Genomic DNA, 25,386 nt, shown 5'->3' on the forward strand with positions numbered 1-25,386 from the left:
CCATGTCACTCGTTCTGGACATAAAAAAGCGCTATCCGGGGTTTATGCTCGATATGCAGCTTGAGGCCGGCGAGGAGCGTGTGGCGCTGCTTGGTGCCTCGGGCTGCGGCAAGAGCTGCACGCTGCGCTGCATTGCCGGTGTTGAGACGCCCGACGAGGGCAAGATCGTCGTCAACGGCGTGACCTTTTTTGACTCGGCGGCGGGCATCAACCTGTCGCCCCAGGAGCGAAAATGCGCCCTGCTGTTCCAAAACTATCAGCTTTTCCCCAACATGACGGTGGCCGATAACGTATGCGCCGGTGTAAAGGATGCGGGCGACGCCGCCGCGCGCAAAAAGCTCGCCGAGCGCTACCTGGGTATCTTTGGACTGGCCGATTTTGCCGACCGCTATCCCGTGCGACTCTCGGGCGGTCAGCAGCAACGTGTGGCGCTTGCGCGCATGGTGGCGGCGCATCCGGGTATCTTTATGTTCGACGAGCCCATGAGCGCACTCGATTCCTATCTTAAGAGCGCCCTCGAGCAGAATATGCTCGACCTGTTCGATGTATGCAACCGCACCGTGCTCTACGTGAGCCACGACATCGACGAAGCGTGCCGCCTGTGCCAGCGCATCTGCGTGATGCACGACGGACATGTTGAGGAGATCGGCTCAGTCGAGGACGTGGTCCGCCGTCCGCAGACGCTGGCGGCGCTGCGCCTGACGGGCTGCAAGAACACAAGCCGGGCGCGCAAGATCGGCGACGAAGAAGTTGAGGCCCTCGACTGGGGCATGAGCTTTAACGTGGGTCGCGCGGTTCCCGATAATGTGGCGTACCTGGGCATTCGCGCAAGCTACTTCCATGTTGACAATCGCGCGGGGCGGGGTCGCAACAGCTATGATTTGCACGTGGCCCGAGTGAGCGATTCGCGCTTTGAGCGCCTGGTGCTGTTGGACGTGCCGCGTACTGATGCGCCCACGCGTCTGCAGTGGAAGGTCAACAAAGTGGGCGTGCCTGTCGACGAGCTGCCGCAAGCAGGCGAGAACCTGCGCATGCACTTCGATGCGAGTAGGATTCACCTGGTTTGTCGATAGCGCCGGGTAATGCCGTCGGGGATATAAGCCTCGGCGGCTTTGTCTTGCCGTTCGCCGAATGAAGGATGACAAACTCTTATCAATCAAGATAATTATTTATTAAACGACGGTACACGAGGTTGTCGTACGAATGTCAACGGTGTTCGCATGGTCGACGACCGTTGATATAGTTGACCTCAACTTGTAGAGGAGGGTGCGCACATGCCGCAGACGACATACATTCGCCGCGTTGCCGCGCGTGCCCTATATATGGCTCGGAGCCGCATATGAGCAGGTATGTTCACGGCTCCGGGAGAGACGACGCACAACTAAATAACCGTCCTCAAGGCAGGTTCCCTAAAATTCCGGGTTTGAGCACGGCCGGACAATCGCCGTCCGTCGTGCATCGATACCGCCGTTATCCGTTTTTGGTTCGAGAGGGGAACCGTCATGGCTGAAGAATTTGATTTCCATCCGATGTGGGAGAGCCTCGGCATGAATCTTGCCGACCACGACATGCTGTTGGGCGCCGTGGGCCAGATGTACGGCGATATGTTCCTGACGCAGAACAATCGCCCCAAGTCCACGTCCTACCTGGACTTTGTGGCCACCAACATCCATAGCGGCCGTATTAAGGAGATGCTCGACAAGAAGGAGGCCGGCGAGGCCACCAAGATCGTCGGTTCGTTCTGCGTGTACGTGCCCGAGGAGATCGTACTTGCCTGTGACGGTATTCCCGTGGGCCTGTGCTCGGGTGCCGATTGGGCAACCGATAAGGTCGAGGAGCACCTGCCGCGCAACACCTGTCCGCTTATCAAGAGCTTTGCCGGCTTTAAGCTGGGCGAGGTCTGCCCCTACATTGAGTCGAGCGACCTGGTGGTGGGCGAGAACACCTGCGATGGCAAGAAGAAGGCCTACGAGTTCTTTGCCACGCAAAAGAACATGTACGTCATGGATATTCCCAACGTGCACGACGAGTCGACGCTCGTGACCTGGAAGGCCGAGGTCAAGAAGCTCGCCGCCAAGATTGAGGAAGAATGCGGCGTCACGATTACGCCTGAGCGTCTGAAGGCCGCCATCCACGCCGTCAATGAGAAGCGTCGCGCCCTGCAGCGCCTTGCTGCCACGCGCGCTGCCGACCCTGCACCCATCAGCGGTCTGGACAGCCTGCTGACCGTTCAGGCCGCCTTTATGGACGACACGCCGCGTCTGACCGGAGCCATTAACGATATGGCGGCTGAGTGCGAGCAGCGTGTCGAGGCCGGCGAGGGCGTGGCGCCCAAGGGGACCAAACGTATCCTGTACACCGGCACGCCCATGGCTGTGCCCAACTGGAAGCTGTTCAATCTCATCGAGAAGGCCGGCGGTGTCGTGGTGGGCGAGGAGTCCTGCACGGGCTCGCGCTACTACAAGGACCTGGTCGACGAGTCCGGCGAGACGGTCGACGAGATGCTCGACGCCATCGCCGAGCGCTACTTTAAGATCAACTGCGCCGTCTTTACGCCCAACGGCCAGCGTATGAAGGACATTGTCCAGATGGCCAAGGACCTGCATGCCGACGGCATCGTCGACGTGGCGCTGCAGTTCTGCACGCTCTACGAGATGGAGTCGTTTGCCGTGGAGAAGGCCGCCGAGGAGGCAGGCATTCCGTTTATGCACATCACGACCGACTACGCCGGTGAGGATGCGGGCCAACTGCAGACGCGCATTGAAGCTTTCTTGGAAACCATTTAGGGGTATCCGTCCCGGCGGCTTCCCCAGGCACCCGATCTTGCCGTTCAAACCATCGTTTGCGTACCAAAGTACGCGGCGCTTCTCTTTCACGGCAACCTCGGGCACCTGGGAAAGCCGTTTCCTTGGTTGGTTAAAAGGTTTGTTAAGGAGTTATATGTCGGAATATATTGAGCAGCCGTTGCCGTCTACGTTTGAGGAGTTCAACGAGCAGCGCAAGGCGGCGTTTATTCGCGTTAAGGATTACAAGCAGGCCGGCAATCGCCTGGTCGGCTTCTTGTGCAGCTATACGCCGCTCGAGATTATCGATGCCGCGGGGGCCGCAAGTGTCGCTCTGTGCGGTACGTCCGATGAGGTGATTCCCGAGGCCGAGAAGGTGCTGCCGGCAAACCTCTGCCCGCTCATCAAGTCGACTTACGGCTTTGCCTACTCGCAAAAGTGCCCGTTTACGTACTTTAGCGACATGATCATCGGCGAGACCACCTGCGACGGCAAGAAGAAGATGTACGAGCTGCTCAACGAGCTCAAACGCACGCACGTTCTGCATCTGCCGCAGGGTCGCGATCGCGCCTACGAGCGTGAAGGCTGGTACGAGGAGTGCCGCCTGCTCAAAGAGGAGCTCGAGGGCTTCTACGGCATCACGATTACCGACGATGACTTGCGCGCTGCCGTCCGACGCCGCAACCGTCTGCGTGCGGCGCAACTCGAGATGTTTGCCCTCCAGGCCAACCAGCCTGCGGCCATGAGCGGCGTCGACCTGATGAGCACCATGTTTGCCGGTACGTTCAGCTTTGATATCGAGGCCTATACGCAGCAGCTGGAGCAAAAGGTTGTCAAGCTGCGTGAGACCTACGAGGCTGGAGAGCGCCCGGTCGCGGCAGATGCTAAGCGCATTCTGATCACCGGCTGCCCGGTGGGCGGTGTGATCAACAAGATTGGCCGCACCATCGAGTCCAACGGCGGCGTGGTTGTGTGCATGGACGACTGCTCGGGCGAGCGTACGGCGGCCATGATGATCGACCCGGAGGCTCCCGATATCCTGCGCGCCATCGCCGACCGATACCTGGACATCAACTGCTCGGTCATGACGCCCAACGACGGTCGCATGGAAAATACACTGGCCATGTGCGAGAAGTATCACGTCGATGGCGTGGTCGAAAACGTGCTCCAGGCCTGCCACACCTTTAATGTGGAGAGTGCGCGCATGCAGGAGGCCGTCGAGGGTGCGGGTATTCCGTACATGAAGATCGAGACCGACTACAGCAATGGCGACATGGGCCAGATCGAGACGCGCATCGCCGCCTTTATCGAGACCCTGTAGGGCGAACGCGGCAAGGGGGCAGCCCCTATGCCATATCGATTTGAAAGGAAAAGAAATGATTGAACCCAATGTTGCAATTGGCGTATCTGAGCTAAGTCCTCGTGCTGTACAACGCGCGGCCGAGGCTAACTTCAAAAAGGGTTATTACTGCTGCGAGTCGCTTGTCTACACCATGAAACAAATGCTCGAGCTCGATGTGCCCGATTCGGTCGTGGCCATGGCGTCTGGTATGTCGGTGGGCGCAGGCAAGTCCGGCTGCGCGTGCGGCGCTTTTAATGGTGGCATTCTGGCGATTGGAATGTTGTTTGGACGTACGGAACAGGACGGCCCGACCAATCCAAAATCCGTCAAGTCGATGCAGCTTACGCACGAGCTGCACGATTGGTTTCGCGAGAACAACGGTAAGCATGCCATCTGCTGCCGTATCCTGACAAAGGAATTTGACATGGGCCGCGGCGAGCATAAAGAGCAGTGCATTTACTACACAGGTCTGTGTGCATGGAAGGTCGCCCAGATGGTGTGTCGCGAGTGCGGCATTAAGAATCTGGACGAAGTCGACGAGCCGGCTCCGCGCCGTAAAGTAGCCGATATCGAAATCTAGCAGCAGGTGTCCGGCGAGATGCCGGAACCTGGCATAAGAAGGCCGACGAGGTTAGGAAACCTATCTATATGGATAAGATCAAGAAAATCCCTGTTCCGATTTGCGGCGTCGCGTTAGGTTGTGCGGCCCTGGGTAATCTTTTGCAGAGTTATTCCGAGACGCTGCGCATGGTCTGCGGCGTGGTTTCGGCGCTGTTCCTGCTGCTATTCATTATCAAGGTGGTCGCATTTCCCAAGCTGCTTGCCGAGGATATGACGAACCCGATTATGGCAAGTGTTTCGGGCACTTTCTCGATGGCGCTCATGCTGCTTTCGACCTATATCAAAGGGTATCTTGGTGCCCCGGATGTGGCGTTTGTCGTGTGGGTCGTGGCGAATGCGCTTCATGTCGCGCTGATCGTGTTCTTCACTGCTAAGTTTGTGGCAAAGATTAAGCTCCAAGCCGTCTTTGCCAGTTATTACATTGTGTACGTTGGCATTGCGGTCGCAGCGGTTACCGCGCCTGTGTACGAAGCTACGGCAATTGGCACCGTCGCATTCTGGTTTGGCCTGGTTAGTTTTGTGGCGCTATTTGTTCTGGTGACGATGAGGTATGTCAAGCTGCCCAATGTTCCAGAGCCCGCCAAACCGCTTATCTGCATTTACGCTGCGCCCATGAGCCTGTGTCTCGCTGGTTACGTGCAATCCGTTATGCCCAAGAACCACGCCTTTTTGTTGGCGATGTTTGCCGTTGCGACGGTCATCTATCTGTTCTCCTTGGTTCAGCTGGTCCGCTGCATCTCGCTTCCGTTTTATCCCAGCTATGCGGCGTTTACCTTTCCCTTTGTGATCAGCGCCATCGCATCCAAAATGACGGCTTCCTGTCTTTTGAACATGGGGGCACCGCTGCCGTGGCTTGCTCCCGTTGCGCTTGTAGAGACGGTGATTGCGGCTATTCTGGTGATCTATACCTGCGTGTGCTATCTCGCTTTTTTGAAGGCCTAACGAATGTGGCAAAGGGGCGTCCCCGCGTTGCATAAGAAGGAGGATGCCGTGGTTGGCATTGGTATCGACATAGGCTCGACGGCCGCGAAGGCTGCGGTGGTGGACACGGATGGCGCCATTGCGTGGACTTGCGCGATGCCGACGGGATATTCGTCGGTTGATGCGGCCGAGCGTCTGCGCGGTGAGCTTGCCGCGGCTGGCTATGACGTGGCTGTCGACGACGTGCGCGTGATCGCGACTGGCTACGGCCGTGTCGCCGCGCCCTATGCGCACAAGGTCGTGACCGAGATCACCTGCCACGGCACCGGTGCCGTGCGCCTGTTTGGCGATCACGGCACGGTGATCGACGTGGGCGGTCAGGACACCAAGGTCATCCAACTTAAAGGCGGTCGCGTGGCCAAATTTGCCATGAACGACAAGTGTGCTGCCGGCACAGGCCGCTTTTTGGAAATCATGGCCGACCGCCTGGGCATTACCCAGCAGCAGATGGCAGACCTCGCCCGCACCGGCGAGCCTACCAAGATTTCCAGCATGTGCACGGTCTTTGCCGAAAGTGAGGTCATCAGCCTGATCGGTCGTGGCGAGCCGCGCGAGAACATTGCGCGCGGCGTGATCGACAGCGTGGTCTCGCGCGTGGCGACCATGGCCGGGCAGGCCGCGGGCGCCCCGTACTACCTGACCGGTGGCCTGTGCGAGAACGCCTTCGTGGTGGAGCGGTTGGGCGAGCTGCTGGGGTCGCCGGTGATCACCTCGCCCCAGGCTCGCTTTGCCGGTGCCATCGGCGCGGCGATTCTCGCCGCCGCCTTGGCCTAGGGGTGTACCGCGACATGCGCATCCTCAATATCTCGGCACAAAAACCAGATAGCACCGGCAGCGGCACCTACCTTGCCGCGCTCGTGCGCGAACAGATCGAGACGGGGCATCGCGCCGCCGTGCTTTGCGGCGCGGCACCGGGTGATACCCAAGGCGAGCTGGATCGGCGTGCTGCCGTGTTTGCCGTACCGTTCGAGTCGCCCGAGCTGCCGTTTCCCATCTGCGGTATGTCCGATGTCATGCCCTATTCCTCTACACGCTATCGTGACCTGACGCCTTCGATGCTCAGGGCATTTGAGCGTGCATTTGCTGCTGCTATCGATCGGGCGGTGGCTGAGTTTCGGCCCGATCTGGTGCTCTGTCACCACCTGTATCTGGTGACCGCATTGGCGCGCGAGTGCGTCCGGGGCGTGCCGGTTGTTGCCGTGTGTCATTCGACCGACCTGCGCCAGCTGCGTTCGCATGCGCTCGAGCGCGATCGCATCGTAAGTGCGGTTCGTCGGCTCGATGCCGTCTTTGCGCTCCATGCTGAGCAGGCTGAGCAGATTGGCCTGGTGTGCGGCGTCGATGTCGATCGCATCCACGTGATTGGGACGGGCTACGACCATCGCGTCTTCTGCCGCGACGCGAGCGTGGCGAGGCAGCCGGGATCGCTTGTGTACGTGGGCAAGATTTGCTTTAAAAAGGGCGTCGAGTCGCTGGTTCGAGCCGTGTCATTGCCGATTGACGATGACGTCCGCCCATCTGGCTTGGTACTTGTGGGCGGCCGCGGGGACGATGCCGAGTACGCGCGTATCGAGCGCTTGACCGCGGCCTCGGATGTGCCGGTGACGCTGGCGGGGCGCTTGGATAGCGATGAGCTCGTGCGTGCCTACCGCAGTTCCGACGTCTTTGTGCTGCCTTCGTTTTACGAGGGTCTGCCGCTCGTGACGATCGAGGCCCTCGCGTGCGGTTGCAAAGTTGTGGCGACCGATTTGCCCGGCGTTCGTCCCTGGATGGAGGCGATGCTTCCCGGTGCTCCCGTGACGTGGGTGGCATCGCCGCGTATGACGGATTTCGACACGCCCGTGGCGGCCGACCTTCCGTTGTTTGAGCGCGCGCTGGCAGACGCTATCGCGCAGGCGCTTGCGGCGCCGCGTTCGACGTTCGAGCCGTCGGCGGTCTCTTGGGAAGCGTGCATGGCGCGTATACTTAAAGTCGTTGATTTGTTGGAAGGGGGTTCGTATGGCTAAGGACACCATGAAGCTCACGTCCATGACGGCCGCGAGCGGTTGAGCCGCTAAGTTGGCTCCTGGAGCCCTCGCCCAGGTCCTGGGCGATTTACCCAATGTGCATAACGACAACTTGCTCGTGGGGTTCGATACCTCCGACGATGCGAGCGTCTTCCGCGTAGGGGAGAACCTGGGGCTCGTGCAGTCCATTGACTTCTTCCCACCGATGGTTGACGACCCGTTCCTCTTTGGCCAGATCGCCGCGGCCAACTCGCTGTCGGACATCTACGCCATGGGCGGGCGGCCGAGCCATGCCATGAACCTGCTGTGCATTCCGAGCTGCCTGGGCGTTGAGGTTGCCGGCCAGATTCTGGCGGGCGGCGCCGACAAGTGCGTCGAGGCGGATTGCTCCATCGCGGGCGGCCACACCATCAACGACGACGAGCCCAAGTACGGTCTGTCCGTGAGCGGCTTTGTGCCACTCGACCGTATGCTCGCCAACAGCGGCGCGCACGTGGGCGATGTTCTGCTGCTGACCAAGGCGATCGGCTCGGGCATCATCACCACGGCCATTAAGGGCGAGCTCATCGAGCAGGACGAGGCCGCAGCCATGTTTGACTCGATGCGCACCCTCAACGAGGCTCCGATTCGTCTGGCCGAGGGACTCGAGCTTCACGGCTGCACCGACATTACGGGCTTTGGCCTGATCGGGCATGCGTGCGAGATGGCCGAGGGCTCGGGCGTGCAGATTGAACTTGCGTCGGGGGCGGTGCCGCTCTTTGACCAGGTGCTCGATATGGCGCGTCTGGGCATTATCCCCGCGGGCTCCTACCGCAACCAAGACTTCTTTGGCCCGCGTGTGGCTGCCGACGAAGACTTGGAGCTGGGAATGTTGGATGCACTGTACGATCCGCAGACTTCGGGCGGTTTGCTTATTGCGGCGCCCGCGGCGGATGTGGATGAGCTTGCGCGTCGTCTGCATGCTGAGGGACGCGTTGCCGCTACGATCGGCCGCGTGTGCGAGCCGGTGCCGGGCGGTCCTGCCGTTCGCGTTGTGCATTAAGGAAAACCGTTTATGCGACCGCCTACTGTTCTGGGCGGTCCCTTTTGAAAGGAAAAACTATGTCTACCAAAATTGAAGTCAATGCCATGGGCGATGCCTGCCCGCTGCCCGTCGTCAAGACGCTCAAAGCCCTGAAGCAGCTCGATGGCGAGGGCACAGTCGTGACCTCGGTCGATAACGAGACCGCCGTCAAGAACATCTCCAAGATGGCGCAGGAGAAGGGCTGCACGGCCTTGGTCGAGAAGGTTTCTGACGCCGAGTGGCACGTGACCGTGGCGACCTCTGGCGCCGTTGCCGTGGCCGATCCCGAGCAGGATGGCGCTGCCTTCTGTGATGCCAGCGCCGGCAAGGGCAAGCTCGTCATTTCCGTCTACACCGACTGCATGGGCCGTGGCGACGACGAGCTGGGCCACAAGCTCATGAAGGCGTTTATCTTTGCCGTGACGCAGCAGGAGGAACTGCCCGCGACCATGCTGTTCTACAACGGCGGTGCCAAGCTCACCGTCGAGGGTTCGCCGGTGCTCGACGACCTGAAGGGCCTGGCGGAGCAGGGTGTCGAGATTCTCACCTGCGGCACCTGCCTCGACCACTATGGCATTAAAGACCAGCTTGCGGTGGGCGAGGTCACCAACATGTACGTGATCGTGGAGAAGATGGAGCAGGCCGTGCGCGTCGTGCGCCCGTAGCGTATTGGTTGGAGTTGCCATGAGGGAGAAGCGCCCGGCGCTTGTCATCACGTTTCCTACCACGGCGGCCGCCATGGGTTGTGAATCCCTGTGCATCGAGCGCGGTCTTCCCGGGCGGACGATTCCCGTGCCCGGGGAGGTCGCTGCCGGCTGCGGTTTGGCGTGGAAGGCGTTGCCTGCCGATGAGGAACTGCTGCGCGGCGAACTCGCCGCGGCGGGCGTTCCCACCGAGGGCTTTACGGTGATCGACATGTGGGAGGTCGTGCGATGATCTACCTGGATAACGCGGCGACGACCATGCACAAGCCGCAGGCGGTCATCGATGCCGTGACGCAAGCGATGTGCTCGCTCGGCAATGCCGGGCGCGGCGCCACGTCGGGTGCCCTCGACGCCGCTCGTACCATTCACGGTTGCCGTGCCAAGCTCGCGCGCCTTTTGGGTTGCCCGAGGGCGGACCATGTGTGCTTTACGCCCAACTCTACGGCGGCGCTCAACACCGCCATCTGTGGCGTGGTGCGCCCCGGCGACCGCGTGGTCACCACGGTGCTCGAGCATAACTCCGTGCTGCGTCCGCTCAACCGCCTGGCAGCGGAGCGGGGTGTGACCGTTGAGCATGCGAGCTGTGACGCAAACGGTGTGCTCGACTACGACGAGCTCGAGCGGCTAGTCACGCCCGGTACGAGTGCCGTGGTTGTGACGCACGCCTCCAACGTGACCGGCAACGCTGTCGACATTGTGCGTGTGGCGGCCATCGCCCATGCGGCCGGTGCGCTGGTGATCGTCGATGCCTCGCAGTCTGCCGGTACGGCGCGTGTCGATATGCAGGCCATGGGCCTCGACATAGTGTGCTTTACCGGCCACAAGGGGCTCATGGGTCCGCAGGGGACCGGCGGCCTGGCCGTGGCGGAGGGCATTGACGTGGCTCCGTGGGCCATGGGCGGCACGGGCGTGCACAGCTTCGATGCGCTGCAGCCGCTTGAGTGGCCCACGCGCCTTGAGGCGGGCACGCTCAACGGCCACGGCATCGCGGGCCTTTCTGCCGGCCTCGACTTTATCGAGGCCCAGGGTGGGGTCGAGGCGATTGCTGCCCACGAGCGTGCGCTCGCTGATCGCTTCCTTGCCGGTGTGCGCAAGATTCCGGGGATTAAGCTCTACGGTGCCTTTGACCAGCAGGCGCGCTCTGCGATTGTGTCGCTCAACGTAGCCGATATCGACTCTGCCGAGATTTCGGACGCGCTCATGCAAGGGTGGGGGATTGCGACGCGCCCCGGTGCCCATTGCGCTCCGCTCATGCACCGCGCGCTGGGGACCGAGCGCCAGGGCGTCGTCCGCTTCTCGTTTGGGTATTTCAACACGGACGAGGAAGTCGACACCGCGATTGACGCTTTGCGCGATTTAGCCTGCTAAAGCTGCTAGAGCGTATATACTTGCGGGACGGGTGTTTTTGCCCGTCCCATTTTTTGTTTCAACCCGAAAGGTGTGTCTATGGCCTCATCCGCCTCGCGTGGTCTGCGCTCCGACCATGTCGTTACCGTCGGCATCGCCCTGTTCTCGATGCTCTTTGGCGCCGGCAACCTCATTATTCCGCCGCTGCTGGCGCTGCAGGCTGGTTCTGCCACGCCGGTCGCCATGCTCGGCTTTCTCATCGCCGCCATCGGCCTGCCCGTCATGGGCTTTATTGCCGTGGCGCTTGCCGGAACGGCGCGCGAGCTTGCCGGCCGCGTGCACCCCAAGTTTGGCGAGTTCTTTGTTGCGGCAGTATATCTGGCAATCGGTCCGTGCCTTGCCATTCCGCGTACGAGTTCCACGGCGTTTGAGATGCTGGTGCCGCTACTGCCCGAGGGCGTTTCACTCGGCACGGCTCGCCTGGTGTTTGCCGTTGGCTTCTTTGTCGTCGCGTTTGCGCTCACGCTGCGTCCGGGCGTTATCACGCGCGTACTCGGGCGCATTACGGGTCCCGCGCTCATTGCGCTCATCGTGCTGGTCGTGGGTGCCGCCGTGATCTCGCCGCTGGGACCGGCTGCCGCCCCGCAAGCTCCCTATGATGCCGGTGCTGCCGTGCAGGGCTTCTTGACCGGCTACCAGACCATGGACCTGCTTGCGTCGCTCGCCTTCGGCATCATCATCGCCGAGACCATCCACGAGTTGGGTGTTACCAATGACAAACGCGTGGCCTTCGAGATTTCGCGTTCCGGTGTGATCGCCGGCGTGCTCATGGCCATCATCTACTGCGGCCTAGCGCTTGCCGGTATGCAGCTCGGCACCGTGATGCCCGACGCCACCAACGGCGCTGCAATTCTTGCTCGTTCGGCCTCCATGCACTTTGGCCTTGCCGGCACGGTTGTGGTATTTGCGATTTTCTTCCTCGCCTGCATGAACGTGTGCATCGGCCTCATCAGCTGCTGCTCGCGTTACTTCTGCGAGACGTATGTGATCGAGGGGGGAGCGGAGGCCTCCGAGGAGGCCATGCGCCGCCCCTTCGCGATTCTCGCCTTTGTGTTCGCGGCGTTTTCGTGCGTACTCTCCAACGTGGGCCTCGACGTGATCCTTATGTTCTCGGTGCCCATGCTCAACGCCTTGTATCCCGTTGCCATCGTGCTGGTGCTTATGGGCCTGGTGCACGGTTTTTGCGACGCGCATCCGCAGGTGTGGGTTTGGGTCGGCGGCGTTGTCGCGGTGCAGAGCGTGATTACCTCGGTTCGAGACGCGTTCTTTGCGGGTGCGTGGCTGCCGTTCGATGCGCTGCCGCTGGCGGACATTGGAGCCGCGTGGGCGCCGGTTGCCGTGGTGGCGTTTGTGATCGGTCTGCTCCACAGCAAGTTTGTCGCACATTCGAGGAGCTAGGGTTTCTGCGCTTGCACAGGCGGGGAGTCTCCCCTATAATTTCCTTCGCTTTGGGACACGCAAGGTTTAGACCTTAGCTGCTCAACACCTTCGGGACGTGGCGCAGTTTGGTAGCGCGCCTGCTTTGGGAGCAGGATGTCGCAGGTTCAAATCCTGTCGTCCCGACCATATCTTGCGGGCGTAGTTCAATGGTAGAACCCCAGCCTTCCAAGCTGATGACGCGGGTTCGATTCCCGTCGCCCGCTCCATAAGATAGCTTAACGGCTCTGATTCCCTTTGGGATCAGAGCCGTTTTCGTAAACGTGCCGGGGACCCCACATCCCCACCTAAGTTGCGGTGAAATACGGACTGTTTTTCGGCTTTTATGGCCCATGTAGTCCGTATTTCACCGCAACTATTTGTAAGGTTGGATTTTGATGCCGTTGGGAGGGTCGTAGCGACCGTCTACCGAGAGTGGAAATATTTTTTGAAGCTCTGACCTGCGGCGTCAAGCTTTTGGTCAGCTTTTGGCAAGGCCTGCGAACGGAAGCATGCGATAGCGTAATGGTATTCTCTCCGCCGTGATGGTTATGGGGTTGGCCATGCTCGATAAAGGCAAACATTTTCCGCAGTCATATGCAAGGATGCTATTCTCGGCCGTTGGAATTCATCAAGATGGACAGCTGCTTATAACAATTGATCCTTGGGATGAACGCCGCGCGCGTGAGCTTATGCAGGAAGAGCTCATGCTTCGTCTTTACAACCACGTGTATGCGGATCCGGTCTATTGGAATAATCTTGGGGTTGAAGATCGTATCTTTCAGCTGGCATCCGCTATTGCGGTCGTTGAACCGGATGCTGTGTTCTGCGGAGCGACAGCAGCGCTGCTCTACGGCATCGGCTCGGCGTATACGCTTCTGGATAAAGTGCAAGTGCTGCTGCCACGGTCTACAAGGCGTGATACGTATGAGTTCGTTGAATACAAGCGCTGGCGCCCGGGCGAAGTGTGGCGGCTTGGTCTGTTTACACTGACGGATCCGTGTCGAACGGTTGTTGATATCGCGCGATCGAGCGCCTTTCGCTATGCGCTGGGTTATGTCGATGGCTTGGCCCGTGAGTACGATGTCGAGCGCGAAGAGCTGCGAGCATATGCGCAGGCAAATTGTCGAGGGCTGCATGGCATCGCGCGTGCTTTTGACGTTTTTGATTATATGGATGGCAGGTCAGGCAATGGCGGTGAGTCTGAGGCGAGAGCAGCGATGATTCTCGCTGGGGTTGCCGCGCCCGAGCTTCAAGTTGAGATAACGCGGCCGGGAAACGCTGGCTATTATCTAGCAGATTATGGCTGGCAGATGCCAGACGGCTCATGGACGCTGGCAGAGCTGCATGGGCTGGGCAAGTTTGAAGACGAGGCTCAAAATAATGCAGAGCGGGCGGCGGCAAAAACGTATCGAGCGGCCCTCATGCGCGACGCGAACCTTCGCGCCATGGGCCACAACATCATTCATTTCAAACTCTCGGACACCTACGACGTAGAATCGTTCGGTGCCATGATGCGCGGTTACGGCATTCCGACAACAAAACCCTACGCCGAATCCCGATAGAGAAATCGTTCGCGGTCCACCTTCAATAAGTTGCGGTGAAATACGGACTGTTGAGGCCTTTAAAGGCATGAAACAGTCCGTATTTCACCGCAACTTAGGAGGGGATGGGGTTAGTGGCGGGGGCGGTGGCGGAGTTTGTCGATGGTGGAGTCGGTGCTTCGGCTGCGGGCTTCGGAGGCGCGGTCGCGGGCGTCGGCCGCGGTTTGGCGTTGGCGGCGGTAGTCGATCATGCCTTGGATGATGGGCTTGCCAAAGCTCACGACATCATCGTTGTAGATGGCGGTTCGGGCTGCGAGGAGGCAGTCGGTAAAGTCCATATGGGTCTTGCCAAAGAGTTTGATGGCAAGAGCGATAACGGTGGGCTCGTCGACCATGACGTCATCGAGCAGCTTGGTCATGGCCGTCGCAATCTCCACGCGCGGGACCTTGTAGACGTCGCGCAGCGTAACGGCGACGCGTGTGATGATCTCGGGGTAGACGCGAGCGGTGCGCGTGGCGATGACCTTGGCGGCGCGCGGTGACAGGACCTCGTCGTCGTTAAGCAGGTAGCGCAGGATGACGGCCTCGTCGATGATGGTGCTACTCATGGATATCTACTTCCTCGGGACCCAAAACCGACTCATCGCTTTCTGTGGCTAGGTATTCAATCCAGGCATTGCGCTCCTCGGCGCGGCGATTGGGGTCACCATATGCTTTGAGCGATCCATAGGCGGCGGTGCCGTCCTTTGAGCGCACGGCGACCGGCTGAAAGGGGAGCTTGCGCATCAAAATGCTTTGCGCGACAAATAAGCGGACAGCCTCGGCGAGCGATGTGCCCATCGCGTCGTAGAGATGCTCGGCATGCTGCTTGTCTTCCTCGCGAATGCGCACCTGCAGGATGGCTCTTTTTTGAGTCGATGACATCACTGGCCCCCTTAATGAGCGTGCAATATAGTCGGTCAAATGCGGCATGTGCCGATACTTGAGCATCTTATAACGATTACTTTATTTCACTCAAGTTGATAACCATAAACACGAATACAGGCGTAGTACATCCAAAACGAGAGCGCGTAAAAATCTCTGAGGCGTACGCATGTAATACACTCACCTTTATAGCTATCCGAGAATAGTTCCAACCTGCTAAAACCCCTGCAATACACCCGTATTGCAGGGCGTATGCTCAAGTTTGCCACCTGCAACTGCGTATATTTAACCTGTATATCGTTGGAGGAATTCTATCGAAGTGCCTGTTTCGCCGCATGCACTCGATACGCCGATGCCGGACCACGGGCGGTCCGGGGCAACGTCGGCAGGGTCTCTCCGGCATGGGATTCAGGAGGGAGTGAACAACATGGGCAATAAACGAGTCGTAGCCGATTCCTCGCGCTGCATTGGGTGTCAAACCTGCATGGCGGCGTGTATCGAGGCGCACGACATCCCCGGCAACATCGCCGCGCCGCGCCTGCGCGTGACGCGTACGTACGAGATCTCCGCACCGGTGGCTTGCCATCACTGCGAGGATGCCCCGTGCGCCAAGGCCTGCCCCACGGGTGCCTTGTTCTTTGATCCAAAGAACCATCGTATCGGCGTCAACGAGGACAACTGCATCGGCTGCAAGAGCTGCGTCATGGCATGCCCCTTTGGCGCCGTGAGCGTTGCAACCACGCAGGTCCCCGTCTTGATGGGTGATGTGCGCGTGGGTTCGCAGACCAAGAGCTTCGTGCTCAAGTGCGACCTGTGCGTGGACCGTCCCGGCGGTCCGGCGTGTGCCGAGGCGTGCCCGACCAAGGGCCTCACCCTGGTAGACGAGGAGCGCCTGGCGGAGCTGACCGCCGAGCGTGCCCGCGCCACCATCGAAAACGAGGCGTAGGCGGGCGGCCATACAGGCCCAACGATTGTCAAATACGTACCGATTAATCGGTAGCAGAGAAAGGAAGGAGGGTGTCATGGAGAAGCATAAAGTGATCTGCCCGTATTGTGGCGCCGGTTGCCAGTTTAACCTCCTGGTCCAAAACGGCCAGGTCGTGGGTACCGAACCGCTCAACGGCATCACCAATCAGGGCGAGCTGTGCCTTAAGGGCATGAGCGGCTACGACTTCATCAACGACACCAAGATCTTGACTCCTCGCGTACTGCACCCGATGATCCGCCGCACTAAGGGCGCGGATCTTGAGCGCGTAAGCTGGGACGAGGCACTGGATTTCACCGCATCTAAGATGCAGGCCATAATTGACGAATATGGTCCTAACGCTGTCATGACCACCGGCTCCTCGCGAGGCGGCGGCAATGAGGCGAACTACGTCATGCAGAAGTTTACGCGTGCGTGCATCGGCACCCACAGCGTGGACAACTGCGCCCGTACTTGACACGGCCCTACTGTCCTCGGTCTGATGGACACGGTTGGTTCAGGTTGCATGTCATGCTCCATCCCCGGTATGGAGGATGCGGGCTGCATTTTCCTCTTCGGCTATAACCCTGCCGATTCGCACCCCATCGTCGCAAGGCGTATCGTGCGAGCCAAAGAAAAGGGTTGCAAGATCATCGTCGCCGACCCGCGCCATATCGAAACCGCGCGTATCGCCGATCTCTACCTTCCGATCAAGAACGGTTGCAACGTTGCGTTCCTCAACGCCTTTGCCAACTGCTTGGTCAACGATGGCCTCTACGACAAGGAATTCGTCGCCGAGCACACGAACGGCTTTGACGAGTGGTGGGAGACCATCAAGAACTACACTCCCGAATCCGTACAGGACATCACGGGTGTCGAGCCCGCGTTGATCCACCAAGCTGCCGAGATGTACGCCACGGCGAAGCCTTCTGCCATCATTGGCTGGGGCATGGGCGTATGCCAGCAGAAGCAGAACCTGAAGACGGTGCACACCATCGCCTCCATCGCCTGCGTTGCCGGCCAGATCGGCAAACCCAATTCCGGCCTCGCGCCCGTGCGCGGTCAGAATAACGTCCAGGGCTCCTGCGATATGGGCATGCTGCCCAACCTGTACCCTGGCTACCAGAAAGTCACCGACCCCGCCGCTCGCGCCAAGTTTGCCAAGGCTTGGGGCGTGCCCGAGGAAAAGCTCCCCTTGGAGGAGGGCTACAAGCTCACCGACCTGGGCCACCTGGTCGACGAGGGCAAGGTGCACTGCTTCTACAACTACGGCGAGGACCCGGTGCAGACCGAGCCCGATTCGGCCGGTATGCGCAAGACACTCTCCGAGCTGGATCTGTTCATTTGCCAGGACATCTTTATGACGCAGACGACCATGCTCGCCGACGTCATCCTGCCTGCCACCTCTTGGGGTGAGCACGAGGGTGTCTTTACCGCATCCGACCGTAGCTTCCAGCACTTTGACGCGGCCGTTCCGCCCAAGGGCGAGTGCCGTCACGACTGGGAGATCTTCGCGGACCTGTCCACGCGTATGGGTTACCCCATGCACTACGGCAACACCGAGCAGATCTGGAACGAGTGCATTAGCCTGTGCCCCAACTTTGTGGGCGCAACCTACGAGAAGATGGCTCCCGAGGGCGGCTACGCCCAGTGGCCCGTCAAGAGCACCGATGTGAACGACCACGGTACGCCCGATATGTTCGCTGGTGGCAAGTTCACCACCAAGGACGGCCGCGCCAACCTGATGGCGCACGACTGGGAGGCGCCCTCCGAGCTTCCCGACGATGAGTACCCGCTCATTCTGTGCACCGTCCGCGAGGTCGGCCACTACAGCTGCCGCTCTATGACCGGCAACTGCAAGACGCTGGCGCTGCTTGCCGACGAGCCCGGCTTTGTCCGCATGAATCCCGCGGACGCCCAAGCGCGCGGCATCAAGAACGGCGACATCGTCTCGATTCACAGCCGCCGCGGCCAGGTATACAGCCGTGCCGACGTGAGCGATCGCATCAACAAGGGCACGGTCTACATGACCTACCAGTGGTGGATCGGCAAATGCAACGAGCTGACCATTCACAAGGTCGACCCGGTCTCGCATACGCCCGAGGACAAGTTCTCCGCCTGCCAGGTCGACGCTATCGCCGACCAGGTCTGGGCCGAGGGCGAGGTCGAGCGTCAGTACACCGAGCTCAAGCAGGCTCTGGTGGACGCCGCCGCTCCCCAGGACGTTGAGCCCGGCGCCGCCAAGTTCGACGACGAGACGCACGTGAACCAAATCGTGTAGTCCCGTTCTCGTTGGCTATTTGGGCCGGGCGTCCCGTACGTTCGGGAGCCCGGCCCGTTATTTTGAAAGGAAGTGGGGATGAACCGCTTCATCGACATCAACCCGGAGAGGTGCATCGGCTGCGGAACATGCCAGTCCGCCTGTGCCGACGCCCACCGGATGCAGGGTCTTCAGGATACGCCGCGCTTGGCGCTCGTGAAGACCGGCGGTATTTCGGCCGCCCTTGCCTGTCACCATTGCGAGGGTGCCCCCTGCGCCGAGGTCTGCCCGGTGAATGCCATCGAGCACGATGGTGATCGCATCCACGTCAAGGAGCAGGAGTGCATCGGGTGCAGGCTGTGCGCCATCGCGTGCCCCTTCGGAGCCATCCATCCCGATGGCACGTCTATCGCCGGTGTCGCAGGCATGTGCGACCCGACGCCTTCGTATCCTAAGTCCCTGAGCAGCCTGCTTACGTGGGCTCCTGGCCAGTACACCTGCGCTGTCAAGTGCGACCTGTGCGCATTCGATCCGGACGGCCCGCATTGTGTGGCGGCGTGCCCTACCAAGGCGCTGACCGTCATGGGTGGCGCGGCCGATCGCGAGCTCGACGAGGCCAAGCGCCTGCGCTCGATCGAAAACGGTCCGGTCGTCGACGTTACCGCTGTGGCCCAGGGTCTGTCCGAGAAAGCAGAAGGGAGCGTAAACAATGGATAGCATGACGCTGTTTATCGCATCGCTTGCCGTCTCGTGCATCGGTGCGCTCGCCTCGGTTCTGCTGATCAAGGCCGATAACGCCGCCAAGACCGCCGGCTGCCTTATCGGCGCCGTCGCCGCGGTGCTTTCGTTTGTGGCTGGTATCCAGGCCGTGCTGGGCGATGTCACGTCGGTCGACACCATCGTGTTCTTCCCGTTTGCCCATTTCCAGCTGCTGCTCAATCAGCTGTCCGGTCTGTTCGTGGCGCTCATCTCGGTGCTCGCGTTTGCCGGTTCGATCTACGGTCTCAACTACTTTGATGAGTACCCGGGCAAAAAGGGCCGCGCCGGCTTCTTCTTTAACACCTTCGTGGCGTCCATGATGCTCGTCATCACCGCCGACAACGTGTTTTGGTTCTTGGTCGCCTTTGAGCTCATGTCGCTGACCTCGTACTTCCTGGTCGTGATCGAGGAGAACGAGAACTCCATCCACGGCGGTTGGCTCTACTTTGTGATCGCGCATGTGGGCTTTGTGCTCATCATGGCGAGCTTCCTCACCATGACCAACTTCGCCGGTGGCTCGTTTGCCTTTGCGGATTTCCGCGCCACGCAGTTTAGCCCCGCGGTCGCATCCGTGTGCTTCGTGCTCGCCTTCTTTGGCTTTGGCGCCAAGGCCGGTATCATCCCGCTGCACGGCTGGCTGCCCAAGGCACATCCCGAGGCGCCGTCCAACGTGTCTGCCCTCATGTCCGGCGGCATGATCAAGATCGGTATCTTCGGCATCCTCAAGGTTGGTCTCGACCTGCTCTCCGCCTCGGGCGTTCAGGTCTGGTGGGGCCTTATGGTCATGGTCTTCGGTGCGATCTCGTCGGTCCTCGGCGTGGCCTTCGCCCTGCAGGAGCATGACATCAAGCGCCTGCTGGCCTATCACTCCGTCGAGAACATCGGCATCATTCTGCTCGGCGTCGGCGCTTCCATGGCCGCCATGGCGCTCAACTCTGTCGGCATCGCCGTCCTGGCTCTGATGGCCGCCCTCTACCACACGTTTAACCACGCGATGTTTAAGGGCGAGCTGTTCTTGGGCGCCGGTGCGCTGCTGTACTCCACGGGTACGCGCAATATGGAGAAGATGGGCGGCCTGTTCCGTCGTATGCCGGCAACGGCCATCTGCTTCCTTATTGGCGCGCTTGCCATCTCGGCCATCCCGCCCTTCAACGGATTTGTGTCCGAGTGGTTTACCTACCAGTCGCTGTTTAACGCTGCCATGCAGGGCGACAAGGCCGTCATGATCGTGGCCGTGTTCGCTGCCGTCGCGCTCGCAATTACCGGCGCACTGGCCGTCACGTGCTTCGTCAAGGCCTATGGCGTCTCCTTTGCCTCCGCGCCCCGCTCCGAGGCCGCGGCTAATGCCAAGGAGGTTCCCGCCCCCATGGTGTTTGCGCAGGGCCTGCTCGCGGCCATCTGCGTCGTGCTGGGCATTGGCGCTCCCGTGATCGCGCCCGTGCTGGTCGATGTCGCCGCGTCCGTGCTGCATCCGTACGGTGGCGTGTTTGCCGCCGAGGGCATGGAGCTCATGAACCAGTACTCCGGCGCTGCCACCTCCACGCCCGCGATCGCCATTGCGCTCGTGGTGCTCGTCGGCCTTGCCTGCGGTTATCGCAAGCTCAAGACCGTCGGCAAGGTGCAGAAGTCCCAGCCGTGGGCATGCGGCTATGCTCCCAACGAGCATATGCCCGTCGTGGCCACGACCTTTGCCTCCGAGGTGTCCTGGTTTATGCAGCCGCTCTACACGCTGCGCGACCGTTGCACGGCCGTCTGCTGGTCCATCGCGCACTTCTTCCAGAAGCTTACCGGTGTGGCCGGGGCTGTGGAGCCCGTACCCGACAAGGTTCTCGTCGATGCCCCGCATAAGGGTGTCGAGAAGCTCGCCGACCTCGCGACTAAGCTCGAGGGCGGCAACTACAGCATCTATATCTGCTACATCGTCGCGGCGCTCGTGGTGTTCCTCGTGCTCGCCGTGCAAATGGGTTAAGGAGGGGAGAGCATGAACAACATCGTACTTGCCGTTCTGCAGGGCGTGGTCGTCATGGCCGTCGCACCGTTCTTCTCCGGTCTCGGCCGCGTGATCCGCGCCAAGATGCACAACCGTCGCGGCCCCAGCATCATGCAGGACTACCGCGACCTGGCCAAGCTCTTTGCGCGCCCCGAGTCCCAGAGCGAGGATGCGAGCTTTGCGCTGCGCATTATGCCGCCGCTGTTCTTCGCCGTCGCCTTTATGCTCGCGATGGGCCTGCCGCTCTTTACGGCACAAAGCCCTATCCCGGTCTTTGGTGACGCCATCACCATCATGTACAGCCTGGCGCTCGCCCGCTTCTTCTTCGCCCTCTGCGGTGTGGATTCGTCCAACGCCTACGCCGGTATCGGCGGCGTCCGCGAGCTGCTCATGAGCGTGCTCATCGAGCCGTCCATGCTGCTGGCGCTGTTTGCCGCCGCCCTGGTGTGCGGCTCCACTGACATCGCCACTATGGGTCAGCACATCATGACGGGCGCCATCGACGCGCCGGTCGCCGTGATCCTCGCCGGCATCGCCTTTGCGATCGCCTGCTACATGGAACTCGGCAAGCTGCCGTTTGATCAGGCCGAGGCCGAGCAAGAGCTTCAGGAAGGTCCGCTCGCCGAGCTTTCCGGCCCGTCGCTCGCCATGGCCAAGCTTGCCATGTCCATGAAACAGGTCCTGGTCGTCGCTTGGTTCTGCGCGATCTTCATCCCTTGGGGCGAGCCCGCGACCGTGGGCGCTGCCGCCGTTCTGGGTGCAGTCATCTTCCTGGTGAAGTGCCTTATTGACTTTGTCGTATGCGGCGTGATCGAGAACTCCTGCTCGCGTTCGCGTTTTAAGGTGCTTGGCAATCAGACCTGGGCTGTCGTGGGCATCGCCGTTCTGGCGTTTGTCTTCGTGGTCGTCGGCGTGTAGGAGAAGGGAGAAACAATGTCATTTGCAGTCAGTCTGTCCCTTCTCGGCTTGGTCGCTATCGCGGCCCCGATGGTGGCCTCGGTGCTCGTCGCCCTGTTCCCCCGTCCGTACGCCAAGTGGTTCAGCGTTTTGGGTGCCGCCGTCTCGACGGTCTGCACCATCGCCCTCGCCGCGAATTTCGCTGGCGCCGGCATGCCCGACACGCAGGTCCCCCTGATCTCGTTTGGGCAGACCCTCGTCATGGGATTCACCTTCGATCGCATGAGCACGCTGCTCGCGCCCGCCTTTGTGGGTATCGGCCTGCTTGTCGTGATCTATTCGATCCCCTATATGAGCGAGAATAACCGTGAGCATCCCGATGCGCCGCGTCGTCGCTTCTACGCGTACCTCGCGACCTTCATCGGCGCCATGGCCGGCCTTGTGTACAGCTCGACCCTTTTGGGCCAGCTCGTGTTCTTTGAGATCACGGGTGCGTGCTCTTGGGGCCTCATTAGCTACTACATGACGCCTACGGCCAAGAAGGCCGGCATGAAGGCCCTGATCATCACGCATATCGGTGCGCTCGGCCTGTATCTGGGCGCCGCCATCGTGTTTGCCCACACCGGTACCTTCGCCATTACCGCGATTGCAGGCCTCGACGCCAAGCTCAAGGCCATCGTCCTTTTGCTCGTGCTGTTTGCGGCCTGGGCCAAGTCCGCACAGGTCCCCATGTACATGTGGCTGCCTTCGGCCATGGAGGCGCCGACGCCTGTTTCGGCCTACCTGCATGGCGCCTCGATGGTCAAGGTCGGCGTGTGCGTGTTCGCGCGCGCACTCGTCTCTGCCGGCGAGATTCCCGAGATCGTGGGCTGGGTCGCCATTATCGACGCCATGGTCACCATGCTCTTTGGTTTCCTTATGTACCTGCCGCAAAAGGACATGAAGCGCCTGCTGGCCTTCTCCACGATCGCCCAGCTCTCCTATGTGTTCTTTGGTCTGGGCCTTTCGGTCTTTGGCAGCCAGCTGGCCTTTGACGGTGCCGTGTGCCACATCTTTAACCACGCTTTCGCCAAGACCCTGTTCTTCCTGATCGCCGGTTCGTTCTCCTTTACGCTCGGCACGCGTATGCTGCCCAAGCTTCGCGGCATCGTAAAGAAGTACCCGATCTCGGGCGTGGGCTTTGGTGTCGCCGCGCTCGCCATTGCCGGCGTGCCGCCCATGAACACGTTTTTCTCGAAGTTCCAGATTATCGCCGGCGGCTTCTCTGTTGGTGCCGGCAACGTCGCGATCCTGGTGCTCGTGTGCATCATGGTCGCCGAGACCGTCGCCACCTTTGCCTGGTTCCTCAAGTGGATGGGCTATTGCCTGCCCGGCGAGCCGAGCGACGAAGTCGCTGCGGGAGCCCCGCTTCCCCGCGCGATGGCGTTCGTGTTCATCGTGCTCATCATCATGGTTATCGTCAGCGGCCCGCTTTCGGCCAGCTGGATCGGTTAGGAGGTAGAACGACATGGGTTATTCGATCGTCAACATCCTTGGCGGCCTTCTGATCGTCACGTCCACCATGGTGGTTGTCTCCAAGAACATCAAGCATTCCATCAGCTGGTATGCGGTGCAGTCGCTGGTGCTCGTGGGGCTTCTCGCCACGCTCGGTGTCACCACCGGTGCGCAGGAGCTGCTTATGTGGGCCGGATCTGCCTTTATCACTAAGGTCGTCCTGGTCCCTTATATCCTCAACCGCGCATACAAGAAGATGGGCGAGCCGAGCGACGCATCGCTCAAGGCCGGCCTTAAGCCCGCGTGGGCCATTTGCATCATTGCCGTGGAGGTCGCGATTTGCTTTGCCGTCGTTACGCAGATCAGCCTGCCCACGGCCGAGGTCGCAACGCCTGCGCTCGCCATTAGCTTCGCTCACTTCTTTGTGGGCCTCACCTGCATCATCTCGCAGCGCAACATCATGAAGCAGATCTTTGGATACTGCCTTATGGAAAACGGCAGCCATGTAACGCTCGCGCTTTTGGCCCCCACCGCTCCCGAGATCATCGAGATCGGTATCGCCACCGACGCCATCTTTGCCGTCATCATCATGTCCATCGTCGTGCGTCGCATTTGGGACGACTCCCACTCGCTCGATGCGCGCGACCTGTCCGAGCTGAGGGGGTAGTCCATGGAAACGTTGATTCTCGCCCTGCTCGCGACTCCTTTGGTGTTCTCGCTGGTCATGGCGTTTTTGCCCAAGAACACGTCCTATAACGTGTTTGCCGGTCTCAACCTGGTCTCCGTCGCAGCCGTCCTGGTGCTGTCGATTGTGACGGCCGGTGACGTCCTTATGAGCGGCGACACCGCGAGCGCTTTTGGCCTGTGGTTCCACCTCGATTCGCTGGGCGCCATCTTTGTGCTGCTCATCGGCTTTATCGGTTTTCTTACCGGGCTGTTCTCGCTGCCCTATGTAAAGGCCGATATCGAGGAGGGCTCCATGCCCGCCGAGCGCGCCAAGCAGTATTTTGCGCTGTTTAGCCTGTTTGTGTTCACCATGCTGCTCGCGTGCCTGTCCAACAACATGATCCTCACGTGGGCCGCCGTGGAGGCAACCACGCTTTCCACCGTGTTCCTCGTGGGTATCTACAAGAACAAGACGGCCCTCGAGGCTTCTTGGAAGTATGCGATGGTCTGCACCGCCGGCGTGGCCTTTGGCCTGTTCGGTACGCTGCTGATCTACGCCAACGCCGCCGACGTGATTCCCAACGCCCACGAGGCCGCATTCCTGTCGTGCGTGCTGCCGTATGCCGACCAGTTCGACCCTACGCTCATGCGCCTCGCCTTTGCGTTTGTCGTGATCGGCTTTGGCACCAAGGCCGGCCTGTTCCCCATGCACACTTGGCTGCCCGATGCCCACTCCCAGGCCCCGAGCCCTGTCTCGGCCCTGCTCTCGGGCGTGCTGCTTAAGTGCGCCATGCTTGTGATCATGCGCTTCTACGGCTTTACTATCCAGGCCGTGGGCGCCGAGTATCCGCAGCTTTTGCTGCTGATCGTCGGCACGCTGTCCATTTTGGTGGCGGCACTCTCGATGTTTCGCCAGGACGACCTCAAGCGCCGCTTTGCGTACTCGTCTGTGGAGAACGTGGGCGTTATCGCCCTGTGCCTGGGTATCGGTGGCCCGCTGGGTATCGCCGCGGCCCTGCTGCACTGCGTGTTCCACGGCTTTACCAAGACGCTTGCCTTCTGCGTGTCCGGCAACATCCAGCACGCCTTTGGCACGCGTAGCCTGGCCAAGATCCAAGGCGTCGTCGAGGTTGCCCCCGCAACCGCCGCGCTCGCCATCCTGGCGCTGCTCGGTCTTGGTGCCTTCCCGCCCTTTGGCATGTTTATCTCCGAGTTCCTGACTTTTGTCGCCGGTGTTACCGCCGGTCCCATGTGGCTGGTCGTCGTGGTCGCCCTCGGTCTTACCGTGGCCATCTCTGCGCTCACCCGCATCGCACTCAAGTCGGTGTTCGGCCATGCGCCCCAGGGCATGGGCAAGCATGAGGCCCCGGCGCTCATGCTGATCCCCGAAATCATCCTGGCCGTCATGATCTTGTGGTTTGGCATCGCCACCCCGCTGCCTCTCGTGCACGGTGTGGAGACCGCGACCGGCATCGTACTCGAGCAGAGCACCGAGGAGCTTCACGCGACGCCGATGTACCGCGCTGTGTTCGGTACCGAAACCGCTCAGAGCGAGGTGGAGTAAC

23 protein-coding genes, 2 tRNA genes and 1 pseudogene are annotated in these 25,386 nt (G+C 60.7%); 24 read left to right on the forward strand and 2 right to left on the reverse strand.

What is annotated here, in order from left to right; genetic code table 11:
* The first annotated feature begins 2 nt into the window (after positions 1 to 2).
* From KSY82_RS05120 to KSY82_RS05190, 15 genes are all read left to right on the forward strand, one after another.
* Positions 3 to 1,073 (forward strand): sulfate/molybdate ABC transporter ATP-binding protein, encoded by a 1,071-nt coding sequence (locus KSY82_RS05120; RefSeq protein WP_217750450.1) that lies wholly within the window; start codon positions 3 to 5, stop codon positions 1,071 to 1,073.
* 429 nt (positions 1,074 to 1,502) lie between these two features.
* Entirely contained in the window at positions 1,503 to 2,786 is a 1,284-nt protein-coding gene (locus tag KSY82_RS05125; RefSeq protein WP_217750449.1) for a double-cubane-cluster-containing anaerobic reductase, read from the forward strand.
* A gap of 154 nt (positions 2,787 to 2,940) precedes the next feature.
* Complete coding sequence (locus KSY82_RS05130; protein ID WP_217750448.1) at positions 2,941 to 4,104, forward strand: double-cubane-cluster-containing anaerobic reductase; 1,164 nt, start codon at positions 2,941 to 2,943, stop codon at positions 4,102 to 4,104.
* 55 nt (positions 4,105 to 4,159) lie between these two features.
* Complete coding sequence (locus KSY82_RS05135; protein WP_254881727.1) at positions 4,160 to 4,705, forward strand: C-GCAxxG-C-C family protein; 546 nt, start codon at positions 4,160 to 4,162, stop codon at positions 4,703 to 4,705.
* A gap of 68 nt (positions 4,706 to 4,773) precedes the next feature.
* Positions 4,774 to 5,688 carry a TDT family transporter gene (locus KSY82_RS05140; protein ID WP_217750447.1) on the forward strand — a complete coding sequence of 305 codons (915 nt, stop codon included), beginning with the start codon at positions 4,774 to 4,776 and terminating at the stop codon, positions 5,686 to 5,688.
* A gap of 27 nt (positions 5,689 to 5,715) precedes the next feature.
* Complete coding sequence (locus tag KSY82_RS05145; RefSeq protein ID WP_254881728.1) at positions 5,716 to 6,501, forward strand: acyl-CoA dehydratase activase; 786 nt, start codon at positions 5,716 to 5,718, stop codon at positions 6,499 to 6,501.
* A 14-nt stretch (positions 6,502 to 6,515) separates the two neighbouring features.
* On the forward strand, positions 6,516 to 7,733 hold the full coding sequence (locus KSY82_RS05150) for a glycosyltransferase family 4 protein (protein WP_217750446.1): 1,218 nt from the start codon (positions 6,516 to 6,518) through the stop codon (positions 7,731 to 7,733).
* Entirely contained in the window at positions 7,726 to 8,775 is a 1,050-nt protein-coding gene (selD, locus tag KSY82_RS05155; protein WP_254881729.1) for a selenide, water dikinase SelD, read from the forward strand. Before KSY82_RS05150 ends, selD begins: the two co-directional genes overlap by 8 nt.
* 59 nt (positions 8,776 to 8,834) lie before the next feature.
* The gene (gene yedF, locus KSY82_RS05160; RefSeq protein WP_217750444.1) at positions 8,835 to 9,461 is read left to right on the forward strand and encodes a sulfurtransferase-like selenium metabolism protein YedF; all 627 of its coding nucleotides are present in this window, start codon (positions 8,835 to 8,837) and stop codon (positions 9,459 to 9,461) included.
* Positions 9,462 to 9,480: 19 nt separating this feature from the next.
* Positions 9,481 to 9,732 carry a putative Se/S carrier protein gene (locus tag KSY82_RS05165; protein WP_117847551.1) on the forward strand — a complete coding sequence of 84 codons (252 nt, stop codon included), beginning with the start codon at positions 9,481 to 9,483 and terminating at the stop codon, positions 9,730 to 9,732.
* A complete protein-coding gene (locus tag KSY82_RS05170; protein WP_138374449.1) occupies positions 9,729 to 10,868 on the forward strand; it encodes an aminotransferase class V-fold PLP-dependent enzyme in 1,140 nt (379 codons plus the stop codon). The genes KSY82_RS05165 and KSY82_RS05170 overlap by 4 nt, the downstream gene beginning before the upstream one ends.
* Before the next feature lie 78 nt (positions 10,869 to 10,946).
* Positions 10,947 to 12,305, forward strand: coding sequence for a branched-chain amino acid transport system II carrier protein (gene brnQ / locus KSY82_RS05175; RefSeq protein ID WP_217750443.1), 1,359 nt, complete (start codon positions 10,947 to 10,949; stop codon positions 12,303 to 12,305).
* A gap of 91 nt (positions 12,306 to 12,396) precedes the next feature.
* Positions 12,397 to 12,473, forward strand: a tRNA-Pro gene (locus tag KSY82_RS05180).
* Positions 12,474 to 12,479: 6 nt separating this feature from the next.
* A tRNA-Gly gene (locus KSY82_RS05185) sits at positions 12,480 to 12,553 on the forward strand.
* A 333-nt stretch (positions 12,554 to 12,886) separates the two neighbouring features.
* Entirely contained in the window at positions 12,887 to 13,888 is a 1,002-nt protein-coding gene (locus KSY82_RS05190; RefSeq protein WP_217750442.1) for a hypothetical protein, read from the forward strand.
* Positions 13,889 to 13,998: 110 nt separating this feature from the next.
* On the opposite strand, the gene KSY82_RS05195 is transcribed toward KSY82_RS05190, so the two are convergent.
* Together KSY82_RS05195 and KSY82_RS05200 are read right to left on the reverse strand one after the other, a co-directional pair.
* Positions 13,999 to 14,475: a type II toxin-antitoxin system VapC family toxin gene (locus tag KSY82_RS05195; protein WP_217750441.1), complete on the reverse strand. Its 477-nt coding sequence runs from the start codon at positions 14,473 to 14,475 to the stop codon at positions 13,999 to 14,001.
* Positions 14,468 to 14,791 (reverse strand): type II toxin-antitoxin system RelB/DinJ family antitoxin, encoded by a 324-nt coding sequence (locus tag KSY82_RS05200; protein ID WP_055286157.1) that lies wholly within the window; start codon positions 14,789 to 14,791, stop codon positions 14,468 to 14,470. The genes KSY82_RS05195 and KSY82_RS05200 overlap by 8 nt, the downstream gene beginning before the upstream one ends.
* Before the next feature lie 427 nt (positions 14,792 to 15,218).
* Here KSY82_RS05200 and KSY82_RS05205 point away from each other — a divergent pair, with 427 nt between their 5' ends.
* The 9 genes and pseudogenes from KSY82_RS05205 to KSY82_RS05245 all read left to right on the forward strand — a co-directional run bounded on the left by KSY82_RS05205 (position 15,219) and on the right by KSY82_RS05245 (position 25,385).
* On the forward strand, positions 15,219 to 15,737 hold the full coding sequence (locus tag KSY82_RS05205) for a 4Fe-4S dicluster domain-containing protein (protein ID WP_022095206.1): 519 nt from the start codon (positions 15,219 to 15,221) through the stop codon (positions 15,735 to 15,737).
* 76 nt (positions 15,738 to 15,813) lie between these two features.
* Positions 15,814 to 15,963: pseudogene (locus tag KSY82_RS10635) on the forward strand (hypothetical protein); the annotation flags it as partial.
* A complete protein-coding gene (gene fdhF / locus KSY82_RS05215; protein WP_497463194.1) occupies positions 15,949 to 18,036 on the forward strand; it encodes a formate dehydrogenase subunit alpha in 2,088 nt (695 codons plus the stop codon). The pseudogene KSY82_RS10635 and the gene fdhF, both read left to right, overlap by 15 nt.
* A 78-nt stretch (positions 18,037 to 18,114) precedes the next feature.
* The gene (locus KSY82_RS05220; protein WP_022095203.1) at positions 18,115 to 18,732 is read left to right on the forward strand and encodes a 4Fe-4S dicluster domain-containing protein; all 618 of its coding nucleotides are present in this window, start codon (positions 18,115 to 18,117) and stop codon (positions 18,730 to 18,732) included.
* Positions 18,725 to 20,743 carry a hydrogenase 4 subunit B gene (gene hyfB, locus KSY82_RS05225; RefSeq protein ID WP_217750439.1) on the forward strand — a complete coding sequence of 673 codons (2,019 nt, stop codon included), beginning with the start codon at positions 18,725 to 18,727 and terminating at the stop codon, positions 20,741 to 20,743. Before KSY82_RS05220 ends, hyfB begins: the two co-directional genes overlap by 8 nt.
* Before the next feature lie 12 nt (positions 20,744 to 20,755).
* Positions 20,756 to 21,682, forward strand: coding sequence for a respiratory chain complex I subunit 1 family protein (locus KSY82_RS05230; protein WP_217750438.1), 927 nt, complete (start codon positions 20,756 to 20,758; stop codon positions 21,680 to 21,682).
* A gap of 15 nt (positions 21,683 to 21,697) precedes the next feature.
* Positions 21,698 to 23,155, forward strand: a complete 1,458-nt coding sequence (locus KSY82_RS05235) for a hydrogenase 4 subunit D (protein WP_217750437.1) — start codon at positions 21,698 to 21,700, stop codon at positions 23,153 to 23,155.
* Positions 23,156 to 23,168: 13 nt separating this feature from the next.
* Positions 23,169 to 23,822, forward strand: a complete 654-nt coding sequence (gene hyfE, locus KSY82_RS05240; protein WP_217750436.1) for a hydrogenase 4 membrane subunit — start codon at positions 23,169 to 23,171, stop codon at positions 23,820 to 23,822.
* A gap of 3 nt (positions 23,823 to 23,825) precedes the next feature.
* Entirely contained in the window at positions 23,826 to 25,385 is a 1,560-nt protein-coding gene (locus KSY82_RS05245) for a hydrogenase 4 subunit F (RefSeq protein WP_217750435.1), read from the forward strand.
* Position 25,386: the final 1 nt, after the last annotated feature.

It is taken from the genome of Collinsella aerofaciens, from assembly GCF_019131995.1.
Taxonomy (GTDB): Bacteria; Actinomycetota; Coriobacteriia; order Coriobacteriales; family Coriobacteriaceae; genus Collinsella; species Collinsella aerofaciens_S.